This is a genomic window from Haloferula luteola (genome assembly GCF_014201715.1).
GTDB classification, from domain to species: Bacteria; Verrucomicrobiota; Verrucomicrobiia; order Verrucomicrobiales; family Akkermansiaceae; genus Haloferula; species Haloferula luteola.
Window position 1 is genome coordinate 17,472 of record NZ_JACHFD010000008.1, and the last position, 25,679, is coordinate 43,150.

Consider the following 25,679-nt stretch of genomic DNA (forward strand, 5'->3'; position numbering starts at 1 on the left):
GGGACTCAGCGTTCGTCGAAAGGAGGCAATTCACCCATGGGATCCACGGGTATTTCGCCGTCGAGGGGGGGCAAGAGGGGAAGATTGGGATCGAAGTCGGGCAATCCATCCGGGTTGAAAAGGAGGGGGTCTTCGGTTTCCTGGACTCCTTGTTGTCGGTTGAGTTCGGTGGCGAGGTGCCGGGGGGTGGCTTGGGCGTCGACGACTTCGTTTTTGTAGAAGAGTTCGACGACCTGGCCGTAGTATTTGCGGCGGCCAAAGAGCTGGATGTCGGAGGCGCTGGGGGTGGGGATGGTGTAGGTGACGCGGAGGGTTTCCTGGCCGCCTAGCCAATCGAGGTCCCCGCTGACCCACTCGTAGGAGTCTTGAGATTGGTATCCTTTGGGAAGGAGGGTTCCCTGAGTGTCTTTATCGAAGAAGGTGACTTTGATGAAGAATTCGTCGCCAGTGGGTTCGGACCCGGGGGCTGCGGAGACGGGAATGGTGAGGATGACGCGTTCCCCATCGGGGTAGGTGTTGTCGGGAAAGGTGAGGACGCGGCCGATGGAGAGTTTGCCGCGCATGTTCTGGGGAAGGGCGATGCCTTCCTCGAGTTTTTTGGCGGCGAGGGGGTAGAGCGCGCCTGCTTTGGTGCCGAGATTGAAGACTTTCTGGAAGGCTTCTGCAGCTTTGGGGATCTGGTCGGGATCGGCGGCTGCGAGAGCTTCGTAAACGAGGCCGAGTTCGTAGAGGGCGCTGGGTTCGTCAGGATCGCGTCCCACGGCTTCCTCAAGTTTGAGGTAGGAGCTGCCGAGATCATCGGCGACGCGAGCGGTGCGGGCTTCGTTGACGAGGCGTTCGATAACGGGGTCGGCGATGGGCGGTGCGGAGAGGGGGCGTGGACTCGGGAGTTCCCGGGTGGGGGAGATGGGGTCGGGTGCGGGCGGCAGAGCGACGAGGGGTTTGGCGGGAGGAAGGGGGCTGGGTTTGGGAGCGATGTTGACGATTTTTGTGACGATTTTTTCTTCGATGCGGACTTCGCGAGCGGCTTCGACGCGCAGGGCAAGGGCGACGCCTCCGATGAGGAGTTGGGTGAAGGCAATGAGGCCGAGGACCCAGCAGGTGAGTTGGAAGAAGAGGCCTGAGCGGGCATGGAGGGCGTTTTCTGCCATGGGGGGGAAAGTAGCGGGAGGGGTGGTGGGCATCCAAGCGCCAAGTTATGGGGAGGAAGGGGGCATTTCGTGATTTTCGAGATGGGCAAATTTGTCACGCAAGTTACGGGTGCGTTGTGAGTTCGCCTGACTTGCGACGACGTTTGGATTTGGAGGGGCTGTCTCCTTTGGAGGTGGCGGCCCGGTTGGGTCATTTGCCGGGCAGGGTGTGGCTGGATTCAGCGGGGAATTTCCCAGCGGATGAGGGGTGGCCGGTGTCGTTGGTGGCCGCGGATCCGGTGGAGGTGCTGAAGGGGTCGATTTTTGATCGGGAGGATCGGGCGCGGTTGGAACGGGAGTTGGAGAAAGGGAAGTGCGGCCCGGCGCGCGATTGGGGATTTCCCGCAGGGGGGCTGTGTGGCTGGATTGACTACGAGGGGGAGTTTGTGTTCGGGGTGTACCCACGGATGCTGGTGCATTCGGAGCGTGGAGGCTGGATGGATGTGGGAGGTCTGGCGGATGAGTTGGGCGAGGTGACGGAGGCGAAGCGACCGTGGGTCGGTGCGGTGAAGGGGTTGGAGTCGCGGGAGTGCTTTGTTGGGTCGGTGAGGCGTGTTTTGGAGTGGATTGCGGCGGGGGACATTTATCAGGTGAATGTGGCGCAGGGGTTTGAGGCAGAGGTGAGTGGGGGTTCGTTGTTCGGGCTTTATGAGGAGTTGAGGGCGGTGTCGCCTGCACCGATGGCGGGATGGCTGGAGTTGGATGGGAAGGAGGTGCTGTCGTCTTCTCCTGAGACGTTTTTGAGGATTTCTGGAAGAGGTGTGGAGACGCGGCCGATCAAGGGGACGCGGCCACGTTTTGCCGATGCGACGGAGGATCGGCGTTCGGCGTATGAGCTGCAGACATCAGCGAAGGAGATCGCGGAGTTGGTGATGATCACGGATTTGCTGCGCAATGATCTCGGCCGAGTGTGCGAGTTCGGATCGGTGGAGGTGGCGGAGATGCTTCGCCTTGAGACCTTGGCGCAGGTCCACCATTTGGTGTCGGTGGTGCGGGGACGGTTGCGGTCCGATGTGAGCGGGGTGGAAGCGGTGGCCGAGTGTTTCCCCGGGGGCAGCATCACGGGGGCGCCGAAGAAACGGGCCATGGAGATTATCCGCGAGTTGGAGGGGGCGCCGCGGGGGATTTATTGCGGGTCGATCGGATGCTTCGGCTTCGATGGGGAGAGCCGTTTCAATATTGCGATCCGAACGATGGTGCGCGAGGGGTCGCGACTTCGTTTCCACGCCGGTGCGGGCATTGTGGCGGACTCCGACCCGGAAAAGGAGTATGAGGAAACGCTCCACAAGGCAGAGGGGATCCGCCTGGCGTTGAAGGCGTTTAGCGCTGGGCGCGATTCGGATCTTTGAAGATGTACCAGCGTGGCAGCGAAGGATCGACGATGCTATGGTAGTATTCCTTGAGTTCGACGGCGCGAACGAGATCGACGGATAGATCGGCGGGATCGGTGGTGGAATCTTGGGAATTCCCTGGGTTGTCCCATCCACCGGAGGGCTGAGCGGCGAATTGATCGCGGTGCTCGCCCATCAGGTCGGCGTAGGTTTCGGCCCAATTCTCAGGGGAGGTGAGAACGGCGCTGCGCAATTGTTCGCGAAGTTTGTCGGATGCTCTGTTGGCCTGAACGATTTGCTGAAGGCGGGCTTCGGACTCGGGGGTGGGTTGGAATTCCGCCCGTTTCTCGCGAAACATGTCGCGGTGTTCGCCGGTCATGGTTTTTTCCATTTCCGCGATGGCATCGTCGGTCATGGGTTCGCTGCTTGGGCGAAGGGCCGCCTTCTTGGAAAGGGAGGAGGCGTCGGCGTCGGTGGGGTCCTGCTGGAGTTGACGGGCGGTGAGGCCGTCATCGGAAGCACCGTCACGGGTGGAATCCGGGGCAAGCTTGAAGGCAACGAGAGCCACGGCGGTGAGGGCGGCGGCGCTGGCGAGCAAGACGGTGGGTTTCATGGAGCGACGATGATGGAGAACCGCTGCCGAATCGGCGAAACGGGCATTGGAAGGCAGGAGGCGTTTTCAGGCAGAGCGGATTTCCGCAATGGCGGCGGCCATGTCGGGAGCCCGGAAGGTGGAGGAACCCGCCACCATGACGTTGGCCCCGGCGTGGGCGCAGAGGCCTGCGGTTTCAGCCACGATACCGCCATCGACTTCGATGTGGAAGCCTAGACCTTGGGATTGACGTGCAGCCGCTGCGGCTTCGATTTTGGGAAGAACTTCGGGCATGAATGCCTGTCCTCCGAAGCCGGGGACGACGGTCATGCAGAGGAGGAGATCGATCTGGTCGAGATAGGGAAGGACCTGGTCGATGGGAGTGGCAGGGTTGAGGGCGAGTCCGGCTTGGCAGCCCGCGGCACGGATGCGTCCAAGGGTTTCGGAGATGTCGTGGTCGGCCTCGACATGCACGGTGATCAGATCGGCTCCGGCTTTGATGAAGCGGTCGAGGTAATGGTCCGGCCGACTGACCATGAGGTGGGTGTCGAGGAAGATGTCATTGGTTTCGTGGACCGTTTGGACCATGGCGGGGCCGAACGAGATGTTGTCGACGAAGTGGCCATCCATGATGTCGAGGTGGAGCCAGTCGGCTCCTGAGTGGATGGCACGGGTGACTTCAGCACCGATCTGGGAGAAATCGGCGGCGAGGAGCGATGGGGCGATGACCCGGTCGCGGCAAGTGGCGGGAATCATGAAAATGTCAGGATTCGAGGATCTCAATTTCGTAGCCGTCGGGATCGGTTACGAAGGCCATTTTGCGCTCCCCGGCGGAGAATTTTTCACGCCAGGCGGAGGGCCAGATTTCAAGGCCGGCTTTTTCGAGGGCGTCGCAGTAGGCGATGATATCGGGAACTCCCACGCAGGTGTGCATGAGGTCTTCCGGGCAGGTTGTGTGGTAGTCCGCGGACCAGGTGAGCTCGAGAAAGACCTCATTGCCAGGGAGTTCGAGGAAGGCGAGCTGGTTGCCTTGAGGGGAGGCCTTGCGCTCTTTTTCGACGTATCCGAGCTTGGAGTAGAAGTCGATCGAGCGGTCGAGGTCCTGAACGCGGATGCGCGTGTGAAGAAATCGGATCATGTCGGGGGTGACCATGGCGCGGGAGGTCCGGGCTGTCAGCGGAGAATTCACGCATTCCGTGGGAAAGCCGCTGCACGCGATGACGAGGACTGGAATATTTCGAGCGGCTGTGTTAGGTCGTGATTGTCATGAAAACGATTGTAGCTGCAGTGGACTTTTCGGACTCGATGCCTGGAGTGATCGAGGCAGCGGGCAAGCAGGCAACGGCCTTTGGTGCGAAGCTTCACTTGGTGCATGTGGTGGAGCCGGAGCCGACGTATACGGCCTATGGCTTCACGCCGGATGAGTTTCCGGCGATGCATCTGTTTCAGGAGGAGGCGCGCAAGCGTGCGCAGGCCCGACTTCTGGAATTGGCGGAGGGATGCGGTGCGGAACCGGTGTTGCTGGAAGGCAGCCCGCTGCATGCATTGATGGAGCATGTGAAGGAAACCGGCGCCGAGTTGGTGGTGCTGGGCTGCCATGGCCATGGGATGGTGGCGTCGTTGCTGCTGGGCTCCGTGGCGGAAGGCATGGTTCGGAAGGCGGTCGTGCCCACGATGATTGTGCCGGTGCGGGAGGATTGACGCTTCGTTTTGGAAATAAGCGACGGGCGGTCGGCGTAGGGGTTCCGGCATGCGGAACGTTTTCCTGATCGCCCTGTTGTTGCTGGTCGCCATCGGCGAGGCCAGGGAGCGTTTTGCGAATCCGGTGGCGGAGCATGGTGCGGATCCGTGGGTGATTCATGAGGAGGGCCGATACTATTATTGCTACTCAGGGCGCGGTGCGATCTGGGTCGCTGCCTCTGATTCGCTGCTGAAGGTTTTCAAGAGCAAGGCGGTCGAGGTTTGGCGCCCGGAGCGTGGGAAGCCGTGGTCGCATGGCTTGTGGGCCCCTGAGCTGCATCGGATCGGTGGGGTTTGGTATGTGTATGTGGCTGCGGACGATGGCGACAATGCCCAGCACCGGATGCAGGTGCTGCGCCGTCAAGAGGCGGATCCGTGTGGCCCCTTTGAGCACGCTGGAGAGCTGAATCTGGCAGAGGATCGGTGGGCAATCGATGGCACGGCCCTGGAGCATGCAGGGCAGCTGTATCACATTTGGTCAGGATGGGAGGGGACGGAGAATGTGCAGCAGAATCTCTACATTTCGCGCATGGAGGACCCGGTCACACCGGTCGGTCCACGGGTGAAAATTTCCCAACCGGAGCATGACTGGGAGTTGCGAGGCGGGAACCCAAGGATCAATGAAGGCCCGACGGCTTTGGTCAATGGAGAGGACACGTTCGTGATCTACTCGGCGAGTGGGTCGTGGTCGGATCACTACTGTCTGGGCATCTTGAAGCTGGTCGGTGGAGATCCGATGGACCCAGCGAGCTGGGTGAAGTCCCGCAAGCCATGGTTTGAGGGCTCGCGGCGAGTGATTGCGCCTGGGCATGCCTCATTTACCGTCTCACCGGACGGTCGGGAAAACTGGATCGTCTACCATGTGGCAAGGCATCCCGGTGCCGGATGGGACCGGCAGGTGCAGATCCAGCCATTCACTTTTGATCGAACCCATGGAGCACCGGAAATCGGGGCTCCGGTACGGGCAGGGGTGAAGATCCCGGTGCCGTCGGGAGAGCCATGATTCGCGAGGCTTGCGGTCCGGGTGAATCCAAGGAAGTTCGGAGAGTGGAGTCGAAAACCCAGGACGATCTCGTGTGCAGCGACTGCGGCGGCCCGGCCGAATGGGTGCTGGGCGATGGAGGGATGTGCGAAACTTGCTATCACGCGCGCTCCGCCTGTTGTGCAGGGGACGATGGCAAGGATTCCGAGGAAGATGAAGGTGGGGCGAGGTGCCGCCTCAGGGACTCGTCAGCTCGGTGGGAGGGTCTTCAGCGGGAGGGGCTGTAGGGGTGTCGGAATCCGAGGGTTCTTCTTCGGACGCCTGAGTTTCGGGGCCAGGGAGGGATCCGATTTTCTTTTCGAGTTCAGGATTGGGAGTCGCCCCGTTTTGTAGGGACTTTCCGTACGCCTCGGCGGCGTCAAGTTTGCGACCGAGGCGCTGCAGGAGGATGGCCAGATTGTAGTGGGCTTCGGCGTTGGTGGGATCGCAAGAGGTCGCCATTTTGTAGGCGTCTTCGGCCCCGGCGAGGTCGCCGCTTTGGAAGCGGGCATTGCCGAGGAGGAGGTGGGACTCCGCATGGGTGGGAGCGAGGTCGACGGCGCGTTGAAGCTCGACGACGGCTTCGGGATGATTGCCCAATTGGCTCATCAGGTAGCCGAGCATGCGATGAGCGTAGGGGTTTTTCGGGTCGAGCTCAGTGGCGCGCCGGAAGACCTCGGCGGCAGCGGCGGGTTCGTTGAGTTGGTTTTGAACCAGGCCGAGTTTGCACATCGCGGCGACATCCCCCGGATTGCGATCGATCATGATTTCGAAGGCTTCGCGGGCGGCGAAGAGGCGGCCGCTTTTGTAGGCGCGGATGCCTGCTGCTTCGTAGGGCTGGAGTTCGCGGGTGAGGTCGGCGAGGCTGCGTTCGACCTCGGATCGGGGGCGGGCGTAGGGGGAGATGATGACACCATCGACTTCCTGACCTTCGATGACCCGGAGTTCTTCGGCGGTGAGGTTCAGTTCGGATCCTTGAAAAATGTCCAGAGCGCGTTGGATTTTTTCGTCTTTCTCAGCGGTTTCTCCCAGAGACCCCATGAGGAGGTCTTTGATTTCTCCGCGTTTCTTTTGGATCTTCAACTGGCGTTCCAAAATGCCGCGGACCATTTCGGCCTCATCCGAGGAAACCGAATGCTCCGTGACGGAGCTGGCTTCCCCGCGCAGACGGCTTTGGAGTTGGTTGAGGCGCTGTTGTTGTTCCTGATTCTCGCGGCGATATTCCTGAATGCGGAGCTTTGAGATGGCGAGATCGCGAAGTGCCTCGAGCAGGTCCTCTTTGGAGGCATCACTGTCTTCCTGGAGGGCATCGTAGCGTTTTTTCGTTTCGCGCAGCTCGCGGTCGAGGGCGAGGTTCTGATCGATGACGGCTTCGAGTTGGCCGGATTTGTTGAGGTTGAGCAATGCGGCCATCTGATCGCGCTCGCGGAGGAGTTCGTTGCGCTCTTCTTGCACCTCTTGATAGGAGGCCCGGAGTTCGCCGAGCTCCGACTGGAGGTTGTCGATGGTTTTGTGGGCGGAGGCGAGTTGCTCGTCCTTCTTCTTGATGGTGTCTTGGAGGGCTTGGATCTGCTTGAGTTGACCGGCGACGACCTGATTGGCGGCGGCGCGTTCGGTTTCCAGATCGCGTTGGGTATCGGCGAGCTCCTGTTTGATCTGGTCGATTTGTCCGAGGAGCCGAGCGCGTTCGTTCTGGAGGGCACTGACCTGGCCGCGGGCTTCTTCGGTTTCCTTGCGGGAGGCATCGAGGGCGCGGCCCATGACGGCTTTTTCGGCCTCCAGCTTGTCGATGCGGCGGGCGAGAGCATCGAGTTCCCCTTGCATGGGAGCTTCCGCGGTCTGGCGGCGGAGGCGATCGAGTTCGGCGCGGGCACTTTGAAGTTCGGCGACCGCGCGGTCACGTTGGCGATCGGTCTGCCCGTTGGCGGGACCTTGAGTGATCTGGGCTTTCAGGGTTTCCACCTGAGATTGGAGATCGCGAATGCGCCGGGATGCGAGGGTTTCGACGGGTTGAGTTGAAGGAATGGGCGCGACGGGCAAGCCGCTGTCGAGGAGGCTGCCATCCGGGTCGGGAGTTCCTCCGCGGAGGACGCCACCCTCGAGTTCGCTGCGCACCTGTTCGTCTTTCTCCTGCTCACGGCGGGCATCCGGCAGCACTTCGGCGATGGCATCGGAGACCTTGCGACGGCGGCTCTCCACCATGTCTTTTTTCCATTCAGGAAAGGACTGAGAGATGGTGTCGAAAAGCTGGGTGGCACGACGAAGTTTCTCCAGCGCTTCGCTGGCCTTGCCTTGTTTGGAAAGCTTTTCGGCGTCGTTGCAGAGCAACCACCCTTGGAAGTAGACGTCCGATGGGTCGAATGCGGCCGGGGCCGTTGCGGAGGGCCCGGATTGCTGGGCCATCACCGGTGCGAGCCCCACCGCGAACGTGACGAACGCGAGAGAAGCAGCAATCGGGCGATGAATTCTCCGGGGCATAGCGGGCGGAGGCTAGGAAGCCGGATCGCCGCGGGCAAGGGGAAAGCCGGATGGTTAGGGGGGGGAATGCCGAGAGGGATCTCCACTTTTCGGGGACAGAGATCCTGTTTGCTCCTATTTGCGGGGAGAGAGTAGTTGTTGAACGGATGAAGGCTTCATGGATGCATTGGGCTGCGGGATGCGGGCTCGGAGTTTTGGCCGGTGGATGGATGAAGGGGGGCGTTCACCCAACCGCACCTGAAGTTCATATCGAACCGGTCAAAATGGCAGAGAGATTGGAGGTGGGGACGATTCCCGAGGCAGAGCCGATGGATCTTGATGTTTTGCTGGGTGAGGGGAATTCGGAGCGCTATGCGAAGCTTGCCTTTGGCCTTCCTCATGCCGGACCCGTGGAACTGCAAACGTTGTGGAACGCTTGGAAAGACGATCGGTTCATGGCGAGTTGTCGCCGCCTCGTTTTGGCGAGATGGGTGGAAGTGGATGTGGAGTCGGCTCGTGCCGCGGCAGGAGACGATCCGGATTTTTGGGCAGCATGGATCGCTTTTGACCCGCAGAAGGCTTACGCAGAAGGCCGAAAAAGTTCGAATGCAGCGGTACCGTCGCGGGTGCGAAAGTTGCTAGTGGCCTCTCATCCTGAGCTGGCTGAGAAATTGATCGAGGCTCATGGAAGTCAGATCGTTGCCCGTGAGAAAGTGCCCGTTTATGTTTCCCAAGGGCGCTTTCGCGAAGCGATGGAAGTTGCGAGGCGTGGAGGAGCTGGCGTCTCGGAGCGTGAGCTCTTTGAAGATTGGTTCAAAGTGGATCCAGAAGCGGCGTTTGATTGGGCGGGAAAAACCGGATTTACCGTAGGAAGATCTGGAGGGGACGACGAAAAGCGCATGTTAGAATGGGTGAGACCACATGCCGAGAAAGTGGGGGCCTTGCTGGATCGGCTGCCTGCAGGAGAATTTCGCCAGCGGGTGGAAGCGGGCTTGGTCACTGCGCTGGCAGAAAAGGATCCTTCAGCGGCGGTGGATTTTGCCCGAAGAATGCCTTCGAAGCGCTCTCAGCGAAATGCTTTGGCCTCGGCCGGGATAGGATTGGCGAAAAGTCAACCAGACGGGGCCTTGAGCCTCTACACGGAGTTGGTGGCGGGAGGTGCCCGACGAGGAGAAGTGACGTTATTGGTGCTCTTTGGCGAAGAGGAGGGAATGACGCGAAGGGATAATCCTTTCGATGCCTTTGATGACGCAATGTTCGAGGGTCTACCGCAACGAACCTTTGAGGCCGTCTTGGCGATGGATGCGAGTCTTGAGCGGGAGGAGACGACTGAGAGGTTTGCGTCGCGATGGATTTCGAAGGATCGATGGGGATTTTCGAAGTGGCTTGCGTCGCAATCGCCAAGCTCGAGCCGCGACCAACTGGTAGAGATGTTGGTTCAATCTGTTCTCTGGGAAAGTCAGCCTCATTTTGAGGAAGCCGCGCAATGGATTGAGGCCATCGGCGACGCTGAGAAAGCGAACACGGGAGCCCAAAGGTTGGTGGAAGGTTGGCAGAAAGCTGATCCGGAGGGATTGCAGAATTTCTTGGAATCGGGCGAGGCACCACAGGTAGTCGTGGAAATCATCAACGCGGAGCATTGAGATGAAAACGCGAATCGGGATCTTGGTCGCCATCGCCGTGGGAATGGGGGCGGGTTGGTGGTTTCTCCCTCCGAGGAGAATCGATGGTTCCCTAACGTCTGTGGAAGCTCGGTCGAATCGAGATTCGCATGATCGAGGAGGATCTCAATGGCAAGCGGCGATACGAACCACGAAGGATCGATGGCAAGGGATACGGGGGGCGATTGAGCTCGCGAGATCCATTCCTGAAGCTGAGCGCATGAGTTGGCTTCTGGCTGAACGCTTTCAGCATGCCGACCCTTTGGTGGTGGAGGCTTTCACCAAGGAAGTGGCTCGGCTCGCTTTCGAGGCCGACCCTGTCGCATTCATTGCCGCAGGCGTCAATTCAGAGGCGATCTCGGAGCGTCCCAGTGGGGAGCTTCCTCTATACCGTGAGCAATTGCATGAAAGGGCCGTCGCGGATCCTGACAGAATTCTGGCTCTGGCGAGGGGCATGGAAAACGCGGAAATTCGAGGAGCTTGTTTCAAGGAGTTGGCGTTGGTGTGGGCGGAGAGCAATCCCGATGGATTCTTTCGGGTGATCGCCGAAATGCCTCAGGCAGATCTGGAGTTGCTCCATGGTCTTGAGGCGGCTGCTGCGGGGAATGAGGATGAATTGTTGGATCGGCTCGGCTCTGTGAGTGATCCCTGGCGTCGCTTGTTGAAGGCAGCGGCCATGGTCGTGAAGGCAGAGAAGAATCCTTTGGATGCCCTAAATTGGCTCACGGAGCAGGAAGATGCGGATGGTGTGATATCTCTTCTCTATCAGGCGGATGCGACGGCATGGGGAGGACGGGAAAAAATGGAACGATTTTTGGGATCGGTGGTGTCGGTAACGGAGCAACTTCCCGATGGGGCATTGGGGAAGATGTCAAACTTCGGCAGGCTCTTTCGTCGCATGGAAACCTACTCTCCAGAGGTTTGTATCCGGATGGATCTGGTGCGCTTGGGCATACCTCCTACAGAAGCAGGACATTGGAAGATATCTCTCGTCCAAACCTTGAGTTTGGAAGAACCAGCCGCCGTGGCTGATGTGTATCAGCACGAGTTGAGATTGGGTCTAAATGAGCGCAGAGAAATTGCGAGGTGCTGGATTCGTGCGGCAGCTCAAGAGCGCGTCGCCATTCCCCAGTCACTTCTGGACGTGATGGATCCGACGGTTCGGAAAGAAGCGGAAATGCAGATGGAACGGCTCAAACATCCTAAGCCCGCGGTTTCACCCCCTACGATTGCCGAACAACTCGATGCGTCCGCGGGGGATTCTGATTCCTATGGGTTCTCTTTTCCGAGGGATTTGATGCGTCCGGTTTCAGAAGCAGCCATGGACGAAGCGGTAAACTGGGCTCACGATCTTTCCGACGAGCAGATCCCCAGCGTTTATCAACGGCTTGTTCATACGGGATCTCCGCCGCCTCAGGTGGCAGACATTGTCTTTGCTCGTGCGATCGAGCTTGGGTTGATGTCGGACAAGGACATGATCGACTGGACCGACCAGATGTCTAACAGGGCTTGGAGCAATCCAGCCGATACGGCCCAAGCGTTGAACGGTTACCCCATGGGTCGGGCTCGGAATCAAGCTTTGCAGAATGTGGCACTGCGTTGGCATGAACATGACCCCAGAGGAGCTGCATTGTGGATGGGACAGCTTTCTGAAGATGATCGCCAAGTCGCAGCGGATGCGATTCAGCGAGGAGAGGCATGGGAGCGGCAGTCGGAGGGGCACTAATTGTTGACGGACCTGCGGGTTGCGATTGGCCGGGGATCTTTGCAATTTCCTGACGGAATGGTGGGTATCTTTCGTCGATGGCCATGAGTGGAAAAACTGTCAGTCCTTTGACGACCGAGGAGATCCTTCCGGTGGTGTACGAGGAGCTCCGCCGCATTGCGACGGACCGGCTCCGGCACGAGAGTCGGCAATTCACTTTGCAGCCGACCGCTTTGGTGCATGAAGCGTGGTTGAGGCTGTCGGGAGGGCAGAAGGTGACGTGGGAGAATCGGGCCCACTTTTTTGGAGCCGCCGCCCAGGCGATGCGGCGAATTTTGGTGGATCGGGCACGTGAGAAGTCGGCCGCCAAGCGCCAGGTGATCGCACCGGAAGAGGCCCTCGATGCTGGATTTCCTGGTGGGAATGATCACGTTCTGTTGATTCACGAATGTTTGATTCAATTGGAGCAAAGCGATCCGATTTCCGCCCGAATCGTTCTGCTTAAGTTCTATGCGGGCTTGGGAAATCGCGAAATTGCCGATCTGGTGGGACGCAGCGTGAGGTCTGTGGAGCGTCAGTGGATGTTCGCCCGGGCGAAGCTTTTTCAGATGATTCAGGCGGAGCGATCGAACTCTTCGTCTTGAGCGCCATGAAGGATGATGAACTCGGGCGCGAGGTGCAGAACGCGATCCTTGAGGTGGCCTTGTCGATGGACGAGCCGGAGTTGCTCGATCATTTTCTGCGCCAAGCATTGGGCGACCATCCCGAGGCGATGGAGGAGATGCGGGGATTGGTGGAGGCGAGCCGTCGTTCGATGGGGTTTTTTCTGGAGGCGGCTGACCAACGTCGCGATCTAGCGGCCGAGTGTTGTGCGGAGCAGGAGCCGTTTTCGACGCTCAGCGTGACGACCGACGAGCAGGTTGGAGAGGTGTTGGGAGACTATTGTTTGGTGGCCCGGCTCGGCGAAGGGAGTGGAGGGGTGATTTACGAAGCGGAGCAAGGTCAACCGATCCAGCGCCGAGTCGCGGTGAAGATCCTGCGGGCGGGAATGGATACCGAGCTGATGATTGCTCGGTTTGAGTCAGAGCGCCAAGCCCTGGCGTTGATGGATCACCCGCATATTTCTCGGGTGCTGGATGCTGGAGCGACACCCGCTGGCCGACCGTATTTTGTGATGGAGTTGGTGGAGGGGGAGAAGATCACCCTTTATTGCGACCGACATCAGCTTGGATTGGTTGAGCGCCTGCAGTTGTTCGTTGAGGTGTGTCGAGCGATTGAGCATGCGCACCAAAAGGGGATCATCCACCGGGATATCAAACCGTCGAATATTCTAGTGGCCACTCACGAGGGAAGGCCGGTGCCCAAGGTCATTGACTTCGGGATCGCGAAGATGGTGCATCCTCTGGGCGAAGGGCGAAAGGTGATCACTTTTCATGACGAGCTTTTCGGCACTCCAGCGTACATGAGTCCGGAGCAGATTGACCTCGCAGGATTGGACGTGGATACCCGCAGTGACATCTACAGCCTAGGTATTCTGCTTCATGAGTTGCTGACGGGAGTGACACCATTGGATGAGGATGAGATGGCGAATCTGGGAGTTTCGGCGCTGCGAGATCGAGTGCTGAATGCAGCCATGCAGTTGCCTTCGCGACGGTGTGCGATGATGCCGCCGGACAGAGCCACCGAGATGGCGCGGGTGCGTGGTTGCGACGTGCGTGCATGGATCGCGGCAGTGGCGGGTGATCTCGACGGCATTGTGATGAAGGCGACGGAGCGGTCCCGGCATCATCGCTATCAAACGGTTGATGCTTTGGCGGTGGACATCGGTCGCCATCTGCAGGATTTGCCGGTTTCCGCGCGTGCTCCGAGTCGTGCGTATTTGCTCGGGAAGTTTGTCCGAAGGAACCGCGCTGCCTGTGCGGTGGCGGCAGGGGTCGCGGGGTTGCTGATCACGGGGCTCGTCACGACGACGACGCTCTACAAGCGGGAGCGTCGAGCTCTCGATGAGCAGTCGAGGTTGCGGATGGAGGCACAAGCGGCGAGGAAAGAGGAGGAGCGATTGCGCTGGCAGGCGGATGCTCGATCGAATCTGGCGCGGGTGGCCTTTTTGCTGAACCAGAATCGGGTGGAGGAGGCTGATGAACTGCGCCAGCGGTATCCGATCACGGCGATTGAGCCCTCATTGGAGGCCGCGGCGGTGTTTCGTGCACTGGGAGACTGGAATGCTTCCCACGACCGGTGGGATCAGGCGCTGGAGTGTTTTCGGCTGCTCATTCAGGCGAATCGTTTGGAGCAGTCGACACGGATCCTGGAGGGTTCCGATTTGATGGCGTGTGGGATTGCGTTGTTGTATCGACACCAGCCGGATTTCCCGGAGTTTCGGGAAGAGATTCTCGATCGCTACCTCCCTGCGACCACGCAGGTGGGGGCGGAGCATTTGCTAAAGGTGTGCTGTGCGGCACCGGCAGGTCCGGAAATGTTGGCGCGCTTGGAGACGTCGGTTGAGAGTTTGGGTGATCCTGCGGATGCCGTTTTTCCAGGTTGGGCCGCGTTGTCTTTGGGCCTCTATCATCTTCGTGGGGATGATCTGAACGCCGCGTCGAGGGTTGCCTGGGAAGGTCTTGCTTTGAAGGATGCGAAGTCGTCTTGCACCGCCGCCTTGCACTGTGTGCTCGCAATGACGGAAGCCCGCCGCGAGCGATCAAAGATTGCCCGCAGTCACTGGGAGGAGGCGCGGAAGCTGGCCCAGGATTGCGGGAAGGATGATTTCATTGAAGGGGAACCGATTGAGGCCGTTTGGTTCGATTGGGCCTTGGTGGCCTATTTGCTCGATGAAGCGTCCCACACTTTGGAGAGAGTGGGCGCTTCCACGAAGTGAGCTTCTGAGGGGAGGGATCAGGGTCGCAGAGCAGCGACGCGGAAGAAGTGCCTCCCGGCCGCGAGAATTGGGAGTTTCAATTCCAACATTGCGGCCTCGGCCAAGGGGCCGACGGGATCGCCGATCGGAAACCAAGAGCCGGTCGTGAGGCTCGTCGAGCCTTCGATTTGGTAGCTGCGCCCAGCTTTTCCGGAGAGCGTCATGCGAAGCTGTTCGGTGTCTGAGTTGTCGATATTTTCGATGCGGAACCATTCTCTAGGGTCGAGAGGGTTGGTTCCTGCGCGCGCCTCGGTGGCGTCGCTTTGGCCATCGCCATCGGAATCATCATCGAGGTGATTGGGCACGCCATCCCCGTCAGCATCGCCCGTTCCTTCTTCTTCATCGGTGAGTCCGTCGCCATCGGAGTCGAGTGGGCTGAAGAGGACTTCCTGTGCGAGGGTGACGGATGCTGCAGGAAGGGCAACTTCGACCATGGGGCCTTGCGCCGACCGGGTTCCCGATCCGGCACCAGAAAGAGGCATGGTGTCGTCGTTGTTCCCGCCGCCCGGGATCCAGGAGACCGATTCGTCTTCCCAAGGGAGAACTTTGCCGTTGAGGAAGAGAGTCCCTTGGGGTGTGGCGGGCGGGAGGTGCAGCCGGACGGTCCAGGAGCGTTCTTCTGGGGCCTCAGTGTAGCTGCCGGCCGCGGGTTGGATGGAGACTCTGAAACGTTCCCCTTCGCGGCGGGTTTCAATCTGAGTTCGGCGAGAGGCGCCCGTTAGATAGGCATTGGAAGTGCCGTCATCTTCGTAGAGTTGGCGGGATGTGGTGGTGTCCTCAGTGGGGGCAATGGCATCGATGACGACTTGTTCCCATGGTCGCTCATCGGTGAATTGCATGGTAGGAACGGTTAGCACCGCGCCTCCGCTACGGTAGAAGATGGGGCATCGATCGAGCGGTAGGAAACGGCTTAGAGTTTGGGGGCCGGTGAGGCGTTCGCCAGTCCAAGCATCTTCCCAGGTGCCAGGGGGTAGCCAGAAGTTGAAGGGTTGGGGAACGGCTTGTCCAAGATGGATGGAGGCGCCGCCGCCGCGTTCGTAGTATTCGACACGGATGGGGATTTCCTGGCCTGAGGTGACAGGGAAGGAAACGGAGTGATAGCTACCGCTTTGGCCTGTCCAGGCATCGACGAGCAATTGGTCATCGATCCATAGTCGTACGCCATCGTCGGCTGTGATGGCGATCGAAGCGGTGCCGGATTCGGTGAAGGGCCCGAGGGTTCCGGTCCAGCGCACGGAGAAGTCATCCTTGGGCAAGCCGGTGCCAGGTGAGTCGTCTCCCCAGTCGAAATCGATCGACGCATCAGTTCGGGTGAGGGTGGGGCTGCCGTTCAGGTCCGGATTGGAGAAATACTCCGCATGGAGTCCAGGTTCACCCGAGGCATGGAGGAAGCCGGGATCGAAGGCGGCGAGGGAAGTGCCGGGTTGCGTCACGGGGGCGACGAGGATGTCGTCTCCCAAAAGATACTGTCGACCGGAGGAAGCTTCGGGTTCAGCGGGCCATTCGAGATCTCCGCGGCGAAGGATCGGGGTGCCATCGCGGTGGGCTCGCTCAGCCGCTGCATATAAGGTTGGCAGGAGCCGGTAGCGGAGTTGAGTGTAGTCGCGAGCGATCTGTTCTGCCTCTTCGCCATACGCCCACGGATAGCGAATTTCCTGTGCTCCACCATGGAGGCGGAATACCGGGCAAAGCGCACCGAATTGGACCCAGCGGGCATAGCCTTCCTGAGTGGGATTGGTGTTGTGGCCTCCGCAGTCGGGATGAACGTAGGGCATCATTCGGGAAATGCCGCTATGGGTGGAGAGGTCGACGGCGGTTCCAAGATCGGACCAACTACTATAGATATCGCCGGTCCACCAGATGGGGAAGCGGTGGGCGGCGGGATGAGAGGCGCCATTCCAGGCTCCATTGTCGATGCCGTCGACATTGGCCATGATCAACGGTCGACGATCTGGCAAGTGGCGTTCGGTGATATCGTGAAACAAGCGCATGCCCCAGACCTCTTTGGCAATTCCGGGCATGGGTTCGGGCAGGCTGATGTGCCAGTTGCGATCGTACCACCAGACGTCCCCGCCGAGGTCAAAAATGGAAGTGAGTCCGTTCCATCGGTATTGGAGTTCTTCCGGGTCGAGGGCGGCCGATGCCACAGGTTCGGGGTGGTCATTGAACATCACGCCGACATGACGGGCGTGGGCTCCATCGAGGAATCGACCCATGTGAGGAAAGAGCTGGGTGTCCACGGCGTAGCCTTCAGAGGCTCCGATTCGCCAGTCGGTATCCACCACAAACATGTCGAGCGGGATCGCTTTTTCCCGATAGGTGTCGATGACTTCAAGAGCGGTTTCCTCCGAGTAAGGAAAGTAACGACTGTCCCAGAGTCCAAAGGTGGAGAGTGGTGGCAGAGGCACCGGGCCGGTGAGTTGAAGGAAATCGTGGCGGAAGGTGTCGTCTGCTCCCTCTGGGGTTAGGAAGACATAGGCATCGGCGGCATCATTTCCTGTGTCCCAACCCGACTCAGGGTCCTGCGCGTCCGGTGGGGGCGTGGCACCCCAAGAGGGAGGAATGAGGCGCGGTTGATCGGCCATGACCCAAACTTTGGCAGAGTCGCCCGGATCGGGAAGATAGGGGGTCTTGGGGAGGGTGGGGCCGAAGGTGTGGAGGAGGTCGCCAGTGGGAGACTCGATGCGAATGCCTTCCAAGGAAGTCACGTCGTCCGGAATGCGGATGCGATAGTGTTCGGTTGTGACCAGGGTTTCTCCCTCGGCACGGGTGGTGGTGCTGGGGATTTCCTGTCGGGTGCGATCGACCACGGTAAAAGTCTCGCGATCCTCGAAGCCTTGGGGGCCGCGGAATTCGATGCGGACCAGGCGGTCGCCGAGAGTTTGCACTCGAACCAAGTCCCCCTCGTAGACCGGTGGCAGGATGGAGTCCCAGGTGGTGCCCATGCGCAGGTCGTCGAATTCCCAAGCATGTTGATTGCCGCTTCGAAGCCGAAACGAGTCGAAGGAGAGATCGGCGAAACCCTCGACCTGAGTGGTCAGGGAAGGCGCTTGATCGATTTCCGCCTGAGCAGGGTCGGGGTCCAACCAGAGAGTGAGGTCATCGGGGGCATCCGCATGGAAAGTGATGCGCCCGACAAAGAAGTGGAGGTCGCGATCGATGGCTTCCGCCCCCCCATTTTGGTCGGAATGGGCGCTGGCAAAAGGGACGGTGGTTGCGGTGTGCTCGGCAGAAGCTTCGAAGACCCCTTCGGGCCATCCGTTGCCGATCAGGGTGCGTTCCTGTCCTCCGAGGTAGAAGTGAAGACCACCGAAGGCACCGCTGCCTTGGTCGCTGAGGGCTCGCCCTAGGAATGCGAAGTAGAGCGCCCCATCGGTGGGCCCACCCCCGATGGTTCCGTCGGAGCCGAGCAGACCGGCGCGGTCGAAGGCACCGCTGTCAAGTGTGGCGGTGGTGCCGAGACCTCCATCGCCCGAGGTGATCAGCCGTCCGCCACGGGGCAGGAGCTTGGGTGCGCGCAGGGAGTGAGTATCCAGTGAGGACTCCTGGGCCGAGTCGCCTTGCCAGGTGGCACCGGCGCCGAAGCCGCGCCCTTGGACTTTCTGGCCAGGAAGTGCTCCCTCGACGTAGCCGGAAAAATCTTCCTCCAGCAGGGTGCCCGTCATCGGGGGAAGACCTAGGTCGTTCCAGCGAGTGGTCACCTGGAGTTGATCCCAATCGGTCGGCCCATCGGAGGCGAGGCGCAGGGCGGAGGACCAATGGGAGCCTGTACGCTGTTTGGAGGCTTCTGGCTCGGCATTGCCATCTTGCGGATCGACCCAAAGTCGAAGGGTTTGGGAGTCAGGATTGATCTCGGCGACAAGATCGTAGGGACGGTTGGTGGCAGGGGCGATGCGGCCAAGAACCTGATCTCCTCCCTGATCGATGCCGAAACGGCGGGAGGCACCTTGTCCGCCTGGTTGGCCGAAGAAGATCCGTTCACTACCGAAGTCGTAGGAGCTGATGCCGGACCATGCGTTTTTATCCCGCTGGGTGAACTGGACGCGATAATACAGCAGACCCGTGTTTCGCTGGGCACCGAGGCCCTCGTCGCTTGCGACACCATTTCCAGGGCCGTTGTATTCTCTCAGGGCACCCGATTGATCGGTTCTCAGAACTCCCTGAGTCATGGTCGGGTTGCCGAAGGTGGCATTCCAATCCGAGGACGTGTCGGTGGCAGATTGGGTGGTAGCGTCCCAGTTCCAACCCTCACCCCCGGTGGAGCCCGCGATGGGTCCATCTGGTCCGTCGAAGGATTCCTGACCGATGTCGGAACCGTGGGCGAGTGCGCATGACAGCGCGGTGGCGAGGAGGGAAAGTCGAGGGATGAGATGCATGAAGGGTGGAAAATGAGGCGAAAAAAGGCCGGCCGGAGCAGGTCCGGCCGGCAGGGAAGGGACGCGATTTAGGGATCAAGCCCGACGGCGCAGAAAGCCAAGTCCGAGCACGGAAAGCCCGGCGAACAGTGAGGCCGAGGGTTCGGGAACGGCGCTGATATCGACATTGAGGTTGTCGATGCGAATGTCTCCGCCCGACCCATTGGCAATGCGGATTTGATCGAAGGCCTCAAAAGCTAGACCAGTGCCGGAAAGGTTTACTCCGGAGGTGGTGGAAAAAGCCCAAGCCCCGGTGTCGTAGTAATATTGGAGGGTCACTGAGGTGATTTCCGTGGAGTCGCCCGGGCTGCTCAGGTTGAGCCCCAGCACGGCGGCCTGATCGACACTCCAAATCGTGTCGACGCCCGAATCCCCCGTGAAAAGACGTTCGGACCCACCCGCGTAGAGGCTGACGCCCGCCCAACCTGTCGTGAAGAACGCTCCGCCATTGGGCACCATGGAGTCATACGTGAGAGTGAGCACTTGCCCAGCTCCGAGGGCGACGGTGAAGTTGCCAAACGTCCCGCGTCCAGCACCGGTGGAATCGTAGGTGCCAGCAACGATGGTGGGGGCGGTGCCAGTCCATGCGGAGCCGACGTCGGGAGCCTTGCCACTGATCTCGGTGCCGTCTGTTTCGCTGAAGTCGTCGGCAAACACGGTAGCCGCATGGAGGGGGGCAACGCTGGCTGCGGAGAGGAGCCACATGGCGCGGAGGATGGGTTTCATGATTGGGGTAGGTTCAGGTTTTTGGAGTGATGGTCCCCAAACCGAGGGGGCCGTCTTTTCGTCATGCGGATTCGGCCTGCCCTGACCGCCAAAATTTTTCTCCGATAGTGGCTTTCAGGCTGACATTCGGACACTTGTCGATGGTCTGCGAGCTGGGGGTCGCAGGTGTTGTGGGGGTTCGGGCTTGCCTTAGGGGTCGTTGCCGGGCAGATCTCGCAAGCTGCCGATGAGTGCGATTTCTCCTTCGTCGTTTCCACCGACTCAATGGACCCGCATCGTGCAAGCGGGACATGGGACTCCCGCTGAGCGTCAGGCGGCGCTGGAGCATCTCTGTGCCGATTATTGGTATCCGCTCTATGTCTTTGCCCGACGACGGGGTGCCTCCCATGAAGATGCGGAAGATCTGACTCAAGGCTTCTTCCGCTATTTGCTTGAGCGGGATTTGGTCGCTGGCGCGGATCGGGAGCTGGGACGGCTGCGGACCTTTCTATTGACCGCCTTCCAACGCATGATGGGCGATGTGCGGCAGCGCGATCATGCCAAGAAGCGTGGTGGTGGCCAAGAGATGGTGCCACTGGACACCGCCGAGGCGGAGAGTCGCTATTCATCGGAACCGGATGGTTTTGCCACTCCCGAGGCTCACTATGATCGCAGTTGGGCGATGGAGGTTCTTCACAGTGCGCTGGGTGACCTTCGAGATGCCGAGCAGGCAGGAGGGAAAGGGGAGATCTTTGCGGTTTTGGAGACGTTTCTGAGTCCAAGCGACGTGGCCGATGCGGATTATGGAGCCGCGGCCACCGAGTTGGGTCTCAGTTCCACGGCAGTGAGGAAAGCGGTGAGTCGATTGCGGGCTCGCTTCCGGGATGGGCTGCGAGATCGGATTGGCGCAACCTTGAACGAGCCAACCCCTGAGCGTGTGGATGGAGAATTGGCGGCGCTCCAAGCGGCGTTGCGGAACTGAACCCAGCGGCGTGCTTTCTGCTTGCGCTCCACGGCCATGAGCGAACGACGGACCCGTTCCCACCGGATGTCTGCAGCGCAAGCAGCAGGCCTTCTGGACCTTGGGGCGTGGGTGGAGACGGAATTTGAGGAACAAGCTGGCGACGTGGTGGGCCGCTATCGCCTTGTGGAGATGTTGGGGGAAGGGGCTTTCGGGGCTGTATGGAGGGCTGAGCAATGGGAACCGATCCAGCGGGAGGTGGCGCTCAAGCGAATCAAGCGAGGAATGGACGGGCGGGAAGTGATGGCTCGGTTTTCGGTGGAAAGCCAGGCCCTGGCACGGATGGATCATCCGAATATTGCCGCGGTTTTCGATGCCGCAGCAGACGATGAGGGTTTGCCTTATTTCGCAATGGAATGGGTGAAGGGCGAGCCATTGACGGAGTACTGCGATGCTCGGAATTTGACGATTCGCCAGCGATTGGAGATCTTCATTCCTGTGTGCCTGGCGGTGCAACATGCGCACCAGAAGGCGATTCTCCATCGTGACCTGAAGCCGTCGAATTTGTTAGTGACGGAGGTCGATGGTCGACCCGTGCCCAAGGTGATCGACTTTGGAATCGCCAAGGCTTTGGGAGGGGAAGCGGCCGGGGACGGTCTGCAGACGCGGGTTGGCGCGATTTTGGGAACGCTAGCTTACATGAGCCCGGAGCAGGCGGGGAGCACCCGGGATGTGGATACTCGGAGTGATGTGTATTCGCTGGGGGTGATTCTCTTTGAGCTGATGTGCGGTCGGACGCCGGATGTTTTTGATTCGGACATTCCCTATGATGGGGCTCTTTTGCAGATTCGGAATGGGGTGATTCCGAAGCCGAGTCAGTGTTTGCTGGACGATGAAGTGGCAGGAGCACGGGGTGAGGACTTGGTGGGAATTCAGCGACGATTGCGGGGGGATTTGGACCGCATCGTGTTGAAGGCGCTCGCGAAAGATCGGCGTGATCGATATGCGACGGCGAGTTCCCTGGCTGGGGATCTGGGCCGCTATTTGCGCGGTGACCCGGTGAGTGCAGTTCCTCCGAGCTGGGGATATCAGGTGTCCAAGTTTGCCCTTCGGCATCGAGCCGGGGTGATGGCGACGGTCCTGGTGACAGTGGCCTTGCTGGCGGGAACGGGAGTGAGTCTCTGGCAGGCGTCGGAGGCGCGGAGGTCGCGGGTGCAATCGGAAGCAAATCTGGTGAAGGCTCGTGAGGCTGTGGAGTTGTTCCTGAATCGGATGACCCTGGAGCCCCGTCTTCAGGAAGCGGATTTTTCCGATTTCAGACGTGCCCTGTTGGAGTCGGCCTTGCCATTTTACGAGGAGTTGGCGGCGCAAAGTCGCGCGGACTTGCCCTTCACCGCGGGAAACGCCGGAGCATTCAATCAATTGGGATTGATCTACTATGAATTGGGTCAGGTGACGGAGGCCCTGGGGGCCTATGAACAGGCAGAAGCGCTTGCCGCTTCCTTGGTGAAGGAGGAGCCGGAGGATCTCGATGCGCTGTCGTTGTGGGCGAGCATTGAGAACAATCGGGCAGCGGTGTGGGAGAGGGCGCATGATGACCTGGGCGCGAGGAATGGTCAGCGGAGGGCTTTGGGAATCGTACGACGAATTCTCGCCAAAGATCCGGAGCGGGTGGCTGATCGGAAGATCTTCATTACGCTGTTGGTGAATCATGGGATTCTGCTGGCGCACGATCCCAGTGAGCTGGGGGGCGCGCAGAAGCTGCTTGAGGAGGCCCTTGGGGAGGCGGAGAAACTGGAGAGGGAACGACCCGAGGAAGAGGAAGGCTACGTGGCCTATGCTCAGTCGAACTTGGCGAAAGTACTGCATTCGCGCGGCGACCCGGCTGCCGTTGAAGGATATCAGCGGGCGATTTCTCTGCAGCGGCACCGATGCGAATCGCATCCGAACGAAGTATTTCAGCGGCATTTGTTGGCAACCTCTCTCCTGAACCTTGGGTACATTTTTACATATGGGGGCCGGCCGACGGAGGCGCTGCCGCTGTTAGAGGAGGCGATCAAAATTCGGGAGGAGCTGGCTTTGCAGTTTCCGTCCAATCCAGAGCACCTGTCGTCGGTCGCGACGGGGCGTTGCCTTGTGGGGATGGACTTGAGGCAGTTGGGGAGAGTGGAGGAGGCGGTGGCGGAGTTGGAGAAAGCGGTGGCGCTTCAGCACGCCTTGGTGGAGGCCTTTCCTGAAGACGCCCGATACCGATCGCGGGAGGGTTCTGTATGGGACCAGCTGGCGGCGTTTCAGCGGGAGCGGGGTGAGGTGGATGCGGCGGTGGTGAGCTATCGACGATCGGTGGAATGTCACCGGGAGCAATCGGCGCTGCGACCTGATGACGAGGAGCCAAAGGTCCTGCTGGCGCAGCGCTGGAACGCTTTGGGAAAGATGGCTCAGGAAGAGGGCCGAGTGGAGGAGGTGATCGAAGCGGCGGAAGGGCTCGCGAGTTTGCGTCCCGAGCGCTGGCAGGAGCTGATTTCTGGTGTTGAATTTCTTGCATGGGTGGCGGGGCAGCAGGGGGAGGGAAGTGTCGAGGTTGCGGAAAGAGCGGTCGCTTTGCTGGGGCAAGCGATCGCGGGAGGCTTTCCCGGAGTGCCCGAGTTGAAGAGTTCGGAGGCGTGGGTGGCATTGCGTGCAGTTCCGGGATTTGACCAGTTGAGGGAGCGCCCGCCCGGTCCGCCGGACGGGGCCCCGACCGCTTTTCAATTCGAATATTCCTACGAGGATCCGGGAGCTAGGGACTGGGTGAGGCAGGGTGATCGGTGGCTGGAAACTCAACCCTCGGGAAAAGTGAATGAGTTTGCAGTGGTGGAGCGTTGCTGCTTGCGGGCGATCTCCGGGACTCATTTGCGCGGAATCACCGAACCGAGGCTGGAAGTGTTTATTCCGGACAAGGGTGAAAAACCTCAGCTGCAAGTGCGCATGGACGGAGGAGATTGGGCCTTGTTCGCGAACCTTGAGAAAGTGGAGTAGTTCTTGGGTCACATCTCGCCGGATTCTCCCAAGCAAGGGGTGAAGCATGAATCCGTATCACCAACTTTTCACCGCCGAAGACAGCGCCGTGGTTTTCATCGATCACCAACCGCAGATGACCTTCGGCGTCGCGAACATTGATCGCGCTGCATTGATCAATAATGTCACGCTCCTCGCCAAAGTGGCGAAGGAGTTCCAGGTGCCGGCAGTTTTGACTGCCGTCGAAACTGAGTCCTTTAGTGGCTACATCTGGCCGCAATTGCTGGATGTTTTCTCGGGACAGGACGTCGTGGAAAGGACATCGATGAATTCCTGGGATGATGAAGGCTTTCGAAAGGCCATCGAGGCGACCGGCCGCAAAAAGATTCTGATGACGGGTTTGTGGACGGAGGTTTGCGTGACCTGGCCGACCATCGAGATGTTGGGTGCCGGATATCAGGTTTTTGTGGTGGATGATTGCTGTGGAGCCACCTCGCCCGCGGCCCATGAAGCGGCGATGTCGCGCATGGTGCAAGCAGGGGCGACCCGATTGACGACCATTCCTGCCCTGTTGGAGTGGCAGCGTGACTGGGCGCGCCGGGAGCACTATGATGCGTTGATGGGGATTCTGAAGGGTCAGGCCGGGGCCTATGGGGTGGGCGTCGAGTATGCCTACACGATGGTTCACAAGGCCCCGCAATCGGCCCTGCAGCCTCAGGTCGTGGCGCCGAAATCCCACGCGTGACGTTCGCGACGGGCATGATCGCCTGGCTTGCCGCGTCTGCCTGGGTGGTGGGCGCGGATCTCCATTGGGAGGGTCATGCGAGGACGATGTACGAGAGTTATCGGAATCCCGAATTGGGATTGGGTGGGCTGGAGCGGGATGCTTGGCTCCAACAAAGATTCCAAGTCCTGGGGAGTTGGAGAGAGGAGGCATCGACGAGTCTCGTGGCTGAGTGGACTTGGGGAAAAACCTGGGGGAAGTCCGCCCCTCTGGCTCCACCGGATCAGGACGACCTGGATCTGCTTCAGGGATTTCTAAGAACCGAGGTGGAAGATTTTGAATGGAAGCTTGGGCGTCAGTCTTTGGTGTATGGCTCCGGACGTTTGCTGGCGCAGCGGGAAGGGGCGAATCAGCGGCTGTCTCATGATGCCGTGCGGATATCCTGGCGGGGAGATGAGGGGTGGCAGGTGGATGCCTGGGTGGCTTCAGCGGTGAAGATTCGGCCTGGCTCCTTCGACAATCGGTCCGAGCCAGAGAATCAGCGTTGGTGGGGGGTGTATGGCATGCGGACGCTCGGGGAGGGAAGGGGACTGGATGTCTACTATTTGGGGTTGCGCGAAGGACGATCGGTCGTGGTGCCGGAAGGGGGCCGGGAAACTCGGCATACGTTGGGAGTCCGGGGATGGAAGGTTGATGGGGAATGGGGTCTGGATGCGGAGGGAATGTTCCAATGGGGCCGTGCCGGTGATCGGGAGATCATCGCGGGAGCGGTGAGTTTCGATGGCCGCTATGCGATCTCGGGTTGGCGGTGGGAGCCCACGTGGCATTTGAGATTGGATGCAATTTCCGGGGGACAGAGCGGGGAGGTTATTCACACCTTTCATCCCTTGTTTGCAGCGAATAACTACTTCAATGAGGGAGGGTTTTTGTCGCCCTCGAATCTCTGGAATCTGAATCCGCGAGTGGAGATGAAACCGACGGAGGATCTGATGTTGAGCATCGGAGTGAATTTTCAATGGCGATTCGATGCCGAGGATGCGGTGTATGCTCCGCCCTTCCAACCGGTGGCAGGGGCCGCTTCGAGTCGGGATTTGGGAGTGGCCTGGAACTTATTGTTGGAGTGGCGATCCGCTCCATCCACGACGTGGTCGCTCGGATACACGCACCATGAGGCGGGCTCCTCACTCAAAGCGGTGGCTGGAATGGATGCCGACTATTTGCAGCTCAGCTTCCGGCTGGGATTTTGAGCTTTGATCGAGATTC

Annotated in this window: 18 protein-coding genes; 11 read left to right on the forward strand and 7 right to left on the reverse strand. The window is 60.0% G+C overall.

Going from position 1 to position 25,679, the window contains the following annotated elements; all coding sequences use genetic code 11:
* Nucleotides 1-5: 5 nt before the first annotated feature.
* Nucleotides 6-1,151, reverse strand: coding sequence for a tetratricopeptide repeat protein (locus HNR46_RS09130; RefSeq protein WP_184018005.1), 1,146 nt, complete (start codon nt 1,149-1,151; stop codon nt 6-8).
* Nucleotides 1,152-1,267: 116 nt separating this feature from the next.
* Between HNR46_RS09130 and HNR46_RS09135 the strand changes: the two genes are divergently transcribed.
* Nucleotides 1,268-2,539 (forward strand): anthranilate synthase component I family protein, encoded by a 1,272-nt coding sequence (locus HNR46_RS09135; protein ID WP_343076028.1) that lies wholly within the window; start codon nt 1,268-1,270, stop codon nt 2,537-2,539.
* Here HNR46_RS09135 and HNR46_RS09140 read toward each other — a convergent pair.
* The 3 genes from HNR46_RS09140 to HNR46_RS09150 all read right to left on the reverse strand — a co-directional run bounded on the left by HNR46_RS09140 (nt 2,511) and on the right by HNR46_RS09150 (nt 4,302).
* Nucleotides 2,511-3,134, reverse strand: a complete 624-nt coding sequence (locus HNR46_RS09140) for a hypothetical protein (protein ID WP_184018008.1) — start codon at nt 3,132-3,134, stop codon at nt 2,511-2,513. The two genes, HNR46_RS09135 and HNR46_RS09140, sit on opposite strands and share 29 nt — an antisense overlap.
* Before the next feature lie 66 nt (nt 3,135-3,200).
* A complete protein-coding gene (gene rpe, locus HNR46_RS09145; protein WP_184018010.1) occupies nt 3,201-3,869 on the reverse strand; it encodes a ribulose-phosphate 3-epimerase in 669 nt (222 codons plus the stop codon).
* A gap of 7 nt (nt 3,870-3,876) precedes the next feature.
* A complete protein-coding gene (locus tag HNR46_RS09150; RefSeq protein WP_343076029.1) occupies nt 3,877-4,302 on the reverse strand; it encodes a VOC family protein in 426 nt (141 codons plus the stop codon).
* A 77-nt stretch (nt 4,303-4,379) separates the two neighbouring features.
* On the opposite strand from HNR46_RS09150, the gene HNR46_RS09155 reads away from it, so the two are divergent.
* Both HNR46_RS09155 and HNR46_RS09160 read left to right on the forward strand, forming a co-directional pair.
* Nucleotides 4,380-4,814, forward strand: a complete 435-nt coding sequence (locus HNR46_RS09155; protein WP_184018012.1) for a universal stress protein — start codon at nt 4,380-4,382, stop codon at nt 4,812-4,814.
* A gap of 49 nt (nt 4,815-4,863) precedes the next feature.
* Nucleotides 4,864-5,856: a glycoside hydrolase family 43 protein gene (locus HNR46_RS09160; RefSeq protein ID WP_184018014.1), complete on the forward strand. Its 993-nt coding sequence runs from the start codon at nt 4,864-4,866 to the stop codon at nt 5,854-5,856.
* A 216-nt stretch (nt 5,857-6,072) separates the two neighbouring features.
* Here the strand turns inward: HNR46_RS09160 and HNR46_RS09165 are convergent, their stop codons facing one another.
* Nucleotides 6,073-8,352: a tetratricopeptide repeat protein gene (locus HNR46_RS09165; RefSeq protein ID WP_184018016.1), complete on the reverse strand. Its 2,280-nt coding sequence runs from the start codon at nt 8,350-8,352 to the stop codon at nt 6,073-6,075.
* Nucleotides 8,353-8,615: 263 nt separating this feature from the next.
* Here HNR46_RS09165 and HNR46_RS09170 point away from each other — a divergent pair, with 263 nt between their 5' ends.
* From HNR46_RS09170 to HNR46_RS09185, 4 genes are all read left to right on the forward strand, one after another.
* On the forward strand, nt 8,616-9,974 hold the full coding sequence (locus tag HNR46_RS09170) for a hypothetical protein (RefSeq protein ID WP_221285093.1): 1,359 nt from the start codon (nt 8,616-8,618) through the stop codon (nt 9,972-9,974).
* Nucleotides 9,975-10,212: 238 nt separating this feature from the next.
* Nucleotides 10,213-11,718: a hypothetical protein gene (locus HNR46_RS09175; RefSeq protein ID WP_184018020.1), complete on the forward strand. Its 1,506-nt coding sequence runs from the start codon at nt 10,213-10,215 to the stop codon at nt 11,716-11,718.
* An 83-nt stretch (nt 11,719-11,801) separates the two neighbouring features.
* Complete coding sequence (locus HNR46_RS09180) at nt 11,802-12,341, forward strand: ECF-type sigma factor (protein WP_246418012.1); 540 nt, start codon at nt 11,802-11,804, stop codon at nt 12,339-12,341.
* A 5-nt stretch (nt 12,342-12,346) separates the two neighbouring features.
* Nucleotides 12,347-14,575 carry a serine/threonine protein kinase gene (locus HNR46_RS09185; protein WP_184018024.1) on the forward strand — a complete coding sequence of 743 codons (2,229 nt, stop codon included), beginning with the start codon at nt 12,347-12,349 and terminating at the stop codon, nt 14,573-14,575.
* 17 nt (nt 14,576-14,592) lie between these two features.
* Here the strand turns inward: HNR46_RS09185 and HNR46_RS09190 are convergent, their stop codons facing one another.
* Entirely contained in the window at nt 14,593-18,990 is a 4,398-nt protein-coding gene (locus HNR46_RS09190; RefSeq protein WP_184018026.1) for a TIM-barrel domain-containing protein, read from the reverse strand.
* Nucleotides 18,991-19,065: 75 nt separating this feature from the next.
* Entirely contained in the window at nt 19,066-19,755 is a 690-nt protein-coding gene (locus HNR46_RS09195) for a PEP-CTERM sorting domain-containing protein (RefSeq protein ID WP_184018028.1), read from the reverse strand.
* 226 nt (nt 19,756-19,981) lie between these two features.
* On the opposite strand from HNR46_RS09195, the gene HNR46_RS09200 reads away from it, so the two are divergent.
* Genes HNR46_RS09200 through HNR46_RS09215 form a run of 4 tightly spaced genes read left to right on the forward strand, consistent with a single transcriptional unit; the run spans nt 19,982 to nt 25,663 of the window.
* A complete protein-coding gene (locus HNR46_RS09200) occupies nt 19,982-20,716 on the forward strand; it encodes an RNA polymerase sigma factor (RefSeq protein WP_184018031.1) in 735 nt (244 codons plus the stop codon).
* A gap of 36 nt (nt 20,717-20,752) precedes the next feature.
* On the forward strand, nt 20,753-23,713 hold the full coding sequence (locus HNR46_RS09205; protein WP_184018033.1) for a serine/threonine-protein kinase: 2,961 nt from the start codon (nt 20,753-20,755) through the stop codon (nt 23,711-23,713).
* A 46-nt stretch (nt 23,714-23,759) separates the two neighbouring features.
* Nucleotides 23,760-24,437: a hydrolase gene (locus tag HNR46_RS09210; protein WP_184018035.1), complete on the forward strand. Its 678-nt coding sequence runs from the start codon at nt 23,760-23,762 to the stop codon at nt 24,435-24,437.
* Nucleotides 24,438-24,451: 14 nt separating this feature from the next.
* Complete coding sequence (locus HNR46_RS09215; protein WP_184018037.1) at nt 24,452-25,663, forward strand: alginate export family protein; 1,212 nt, start codon at nt 24,452-24,454, stop codon at nt 25,661-25,663.
* Nucleotides 25,664-25,679: the final 16 nt, after the last annotated feature.

What these genes read in the sequence shown, in the direction of transcription:
- HNR46_RS09130 (WP_184018005.1), bottom strand. Translation starts at nt 1,151, where the DNA reads ATGGCAGAAAACGCCCTCCATGCCCGCTCAGGCCTCTTCTTCCAACTC.
- HNR46_RS09140 (WP_184018008.1), bottom strand. Translation starts at nt 3,134, where the DNA reads ATGAAACCCACCGTCTTGCTCGCCAGCGCCGCCGCCCTCACCGCCGTG.
- rpe (WP_184018010.1), bottom strand. Translation starts at nt 3,869, where the DNA reads ATGATTCCCGCCACTTGCCGCGACCGGGTCATCGCCCCATCGCTCCTC.
- HNR46_RS09155 (WP_184018012.1), top strand. Translation starts at nt 4,380, where the DNA reads ATGAAAACGATTGTAGCTGCAGTGGACTTTTCGGACTCGATGCCTGGA.
- HNR46_RS09160 (WP_184018014.1), top strand. Translation starts at nt 4,864, where the DNA reads ATGCGGAACGTTTTCCTGATCGCCCTGTTGTTGCTGGTCGCCATCGGC.
- HNR46_RS09165 (WP_184018016.1), bottom strand. Translation starts at nt 8,352, where the DNA reads ATGCCCCGGAGAATTCATCGCCCGATTGCTGCTTCTCTCGCGTTCGTC.
- HNR46_RS09170 (WP_221285093.1), top strand. Translation starts at nt 8,616, where the DNA reads ATGGCAGAGAGATTGGAGGTGGGGACGATTCCCGAGGCAGAGCCGATG.
- HNR46_RS09175 (WP_184018020.1), top strand. Translation starts at nt 10,213, where the DNA reads ATGAGTTGGCTTCTGGCTGAACGCTTTCAGCATGCCGACCCTTTGGTG.
- HNR46_RS09180 (WP_246418012.1), top strand. Translation starts at nt 11,802, where the DNA reads ATGAGTGGAAAAACTGTCAGTCCTTTGACGACCGAGGAGATCCTTCCG.
- HNR46_RS09185 (WP_184018024.1), top strand. Translation starts at nt 12,347, where the DNA reads ATGAAGGATGATGAACTCGGGCGCGAGGTGCAGAACGCGATCCTTGAG.
- HNR46_RS09190 (WP_184018026.1), bottom strand. Translation starts at nt 18,990, where the DNA reads ATGCATCTCATCCCTCGACTTTCCCTCCTCGCCACCGCGCTGTCATGC.
- HNR46_RS09195 (WP_184018028.1), bottom strand. Translation starts at nt 19,755, where the DNA reads ATGAAACCCATCCTCCGCGCCATGTGGCTCCTCTCCGCAGCCAGCGTT.
- HNR46_RS09200 (WP_184018031.1), top strand. Translation starts at nt 19,982, where the DNA reads ATGAGTGCGATTTCTCCTTCGTCGTTTCCACCGACTCAATGGACCCGC.
- HNR46_RS09205 (WP_184018033.1), top strand. Translation starts at nt 20,753, where the DNA reads ATGAGCGAACGACGGACCCGTTCCCACCGGATGTCTGCAGCGCAAGCA.
- HNR46_RS09210 (WP_184018035.1), top strand. Translation starts at nt 23,760, where the DNA reads ATGAATCCGTATCACCAACTTTTCACCGCCGAAGACAGCGCCGTGGTT.
- HNR46_RS09215 (WP_184018037.1), top strand. Translation starts at nt 24,452, where the DNA reads ATGATCGCCTGGCTTGCCGCGTCTGCCTGGGTGGTGGGCGCGGATCTC.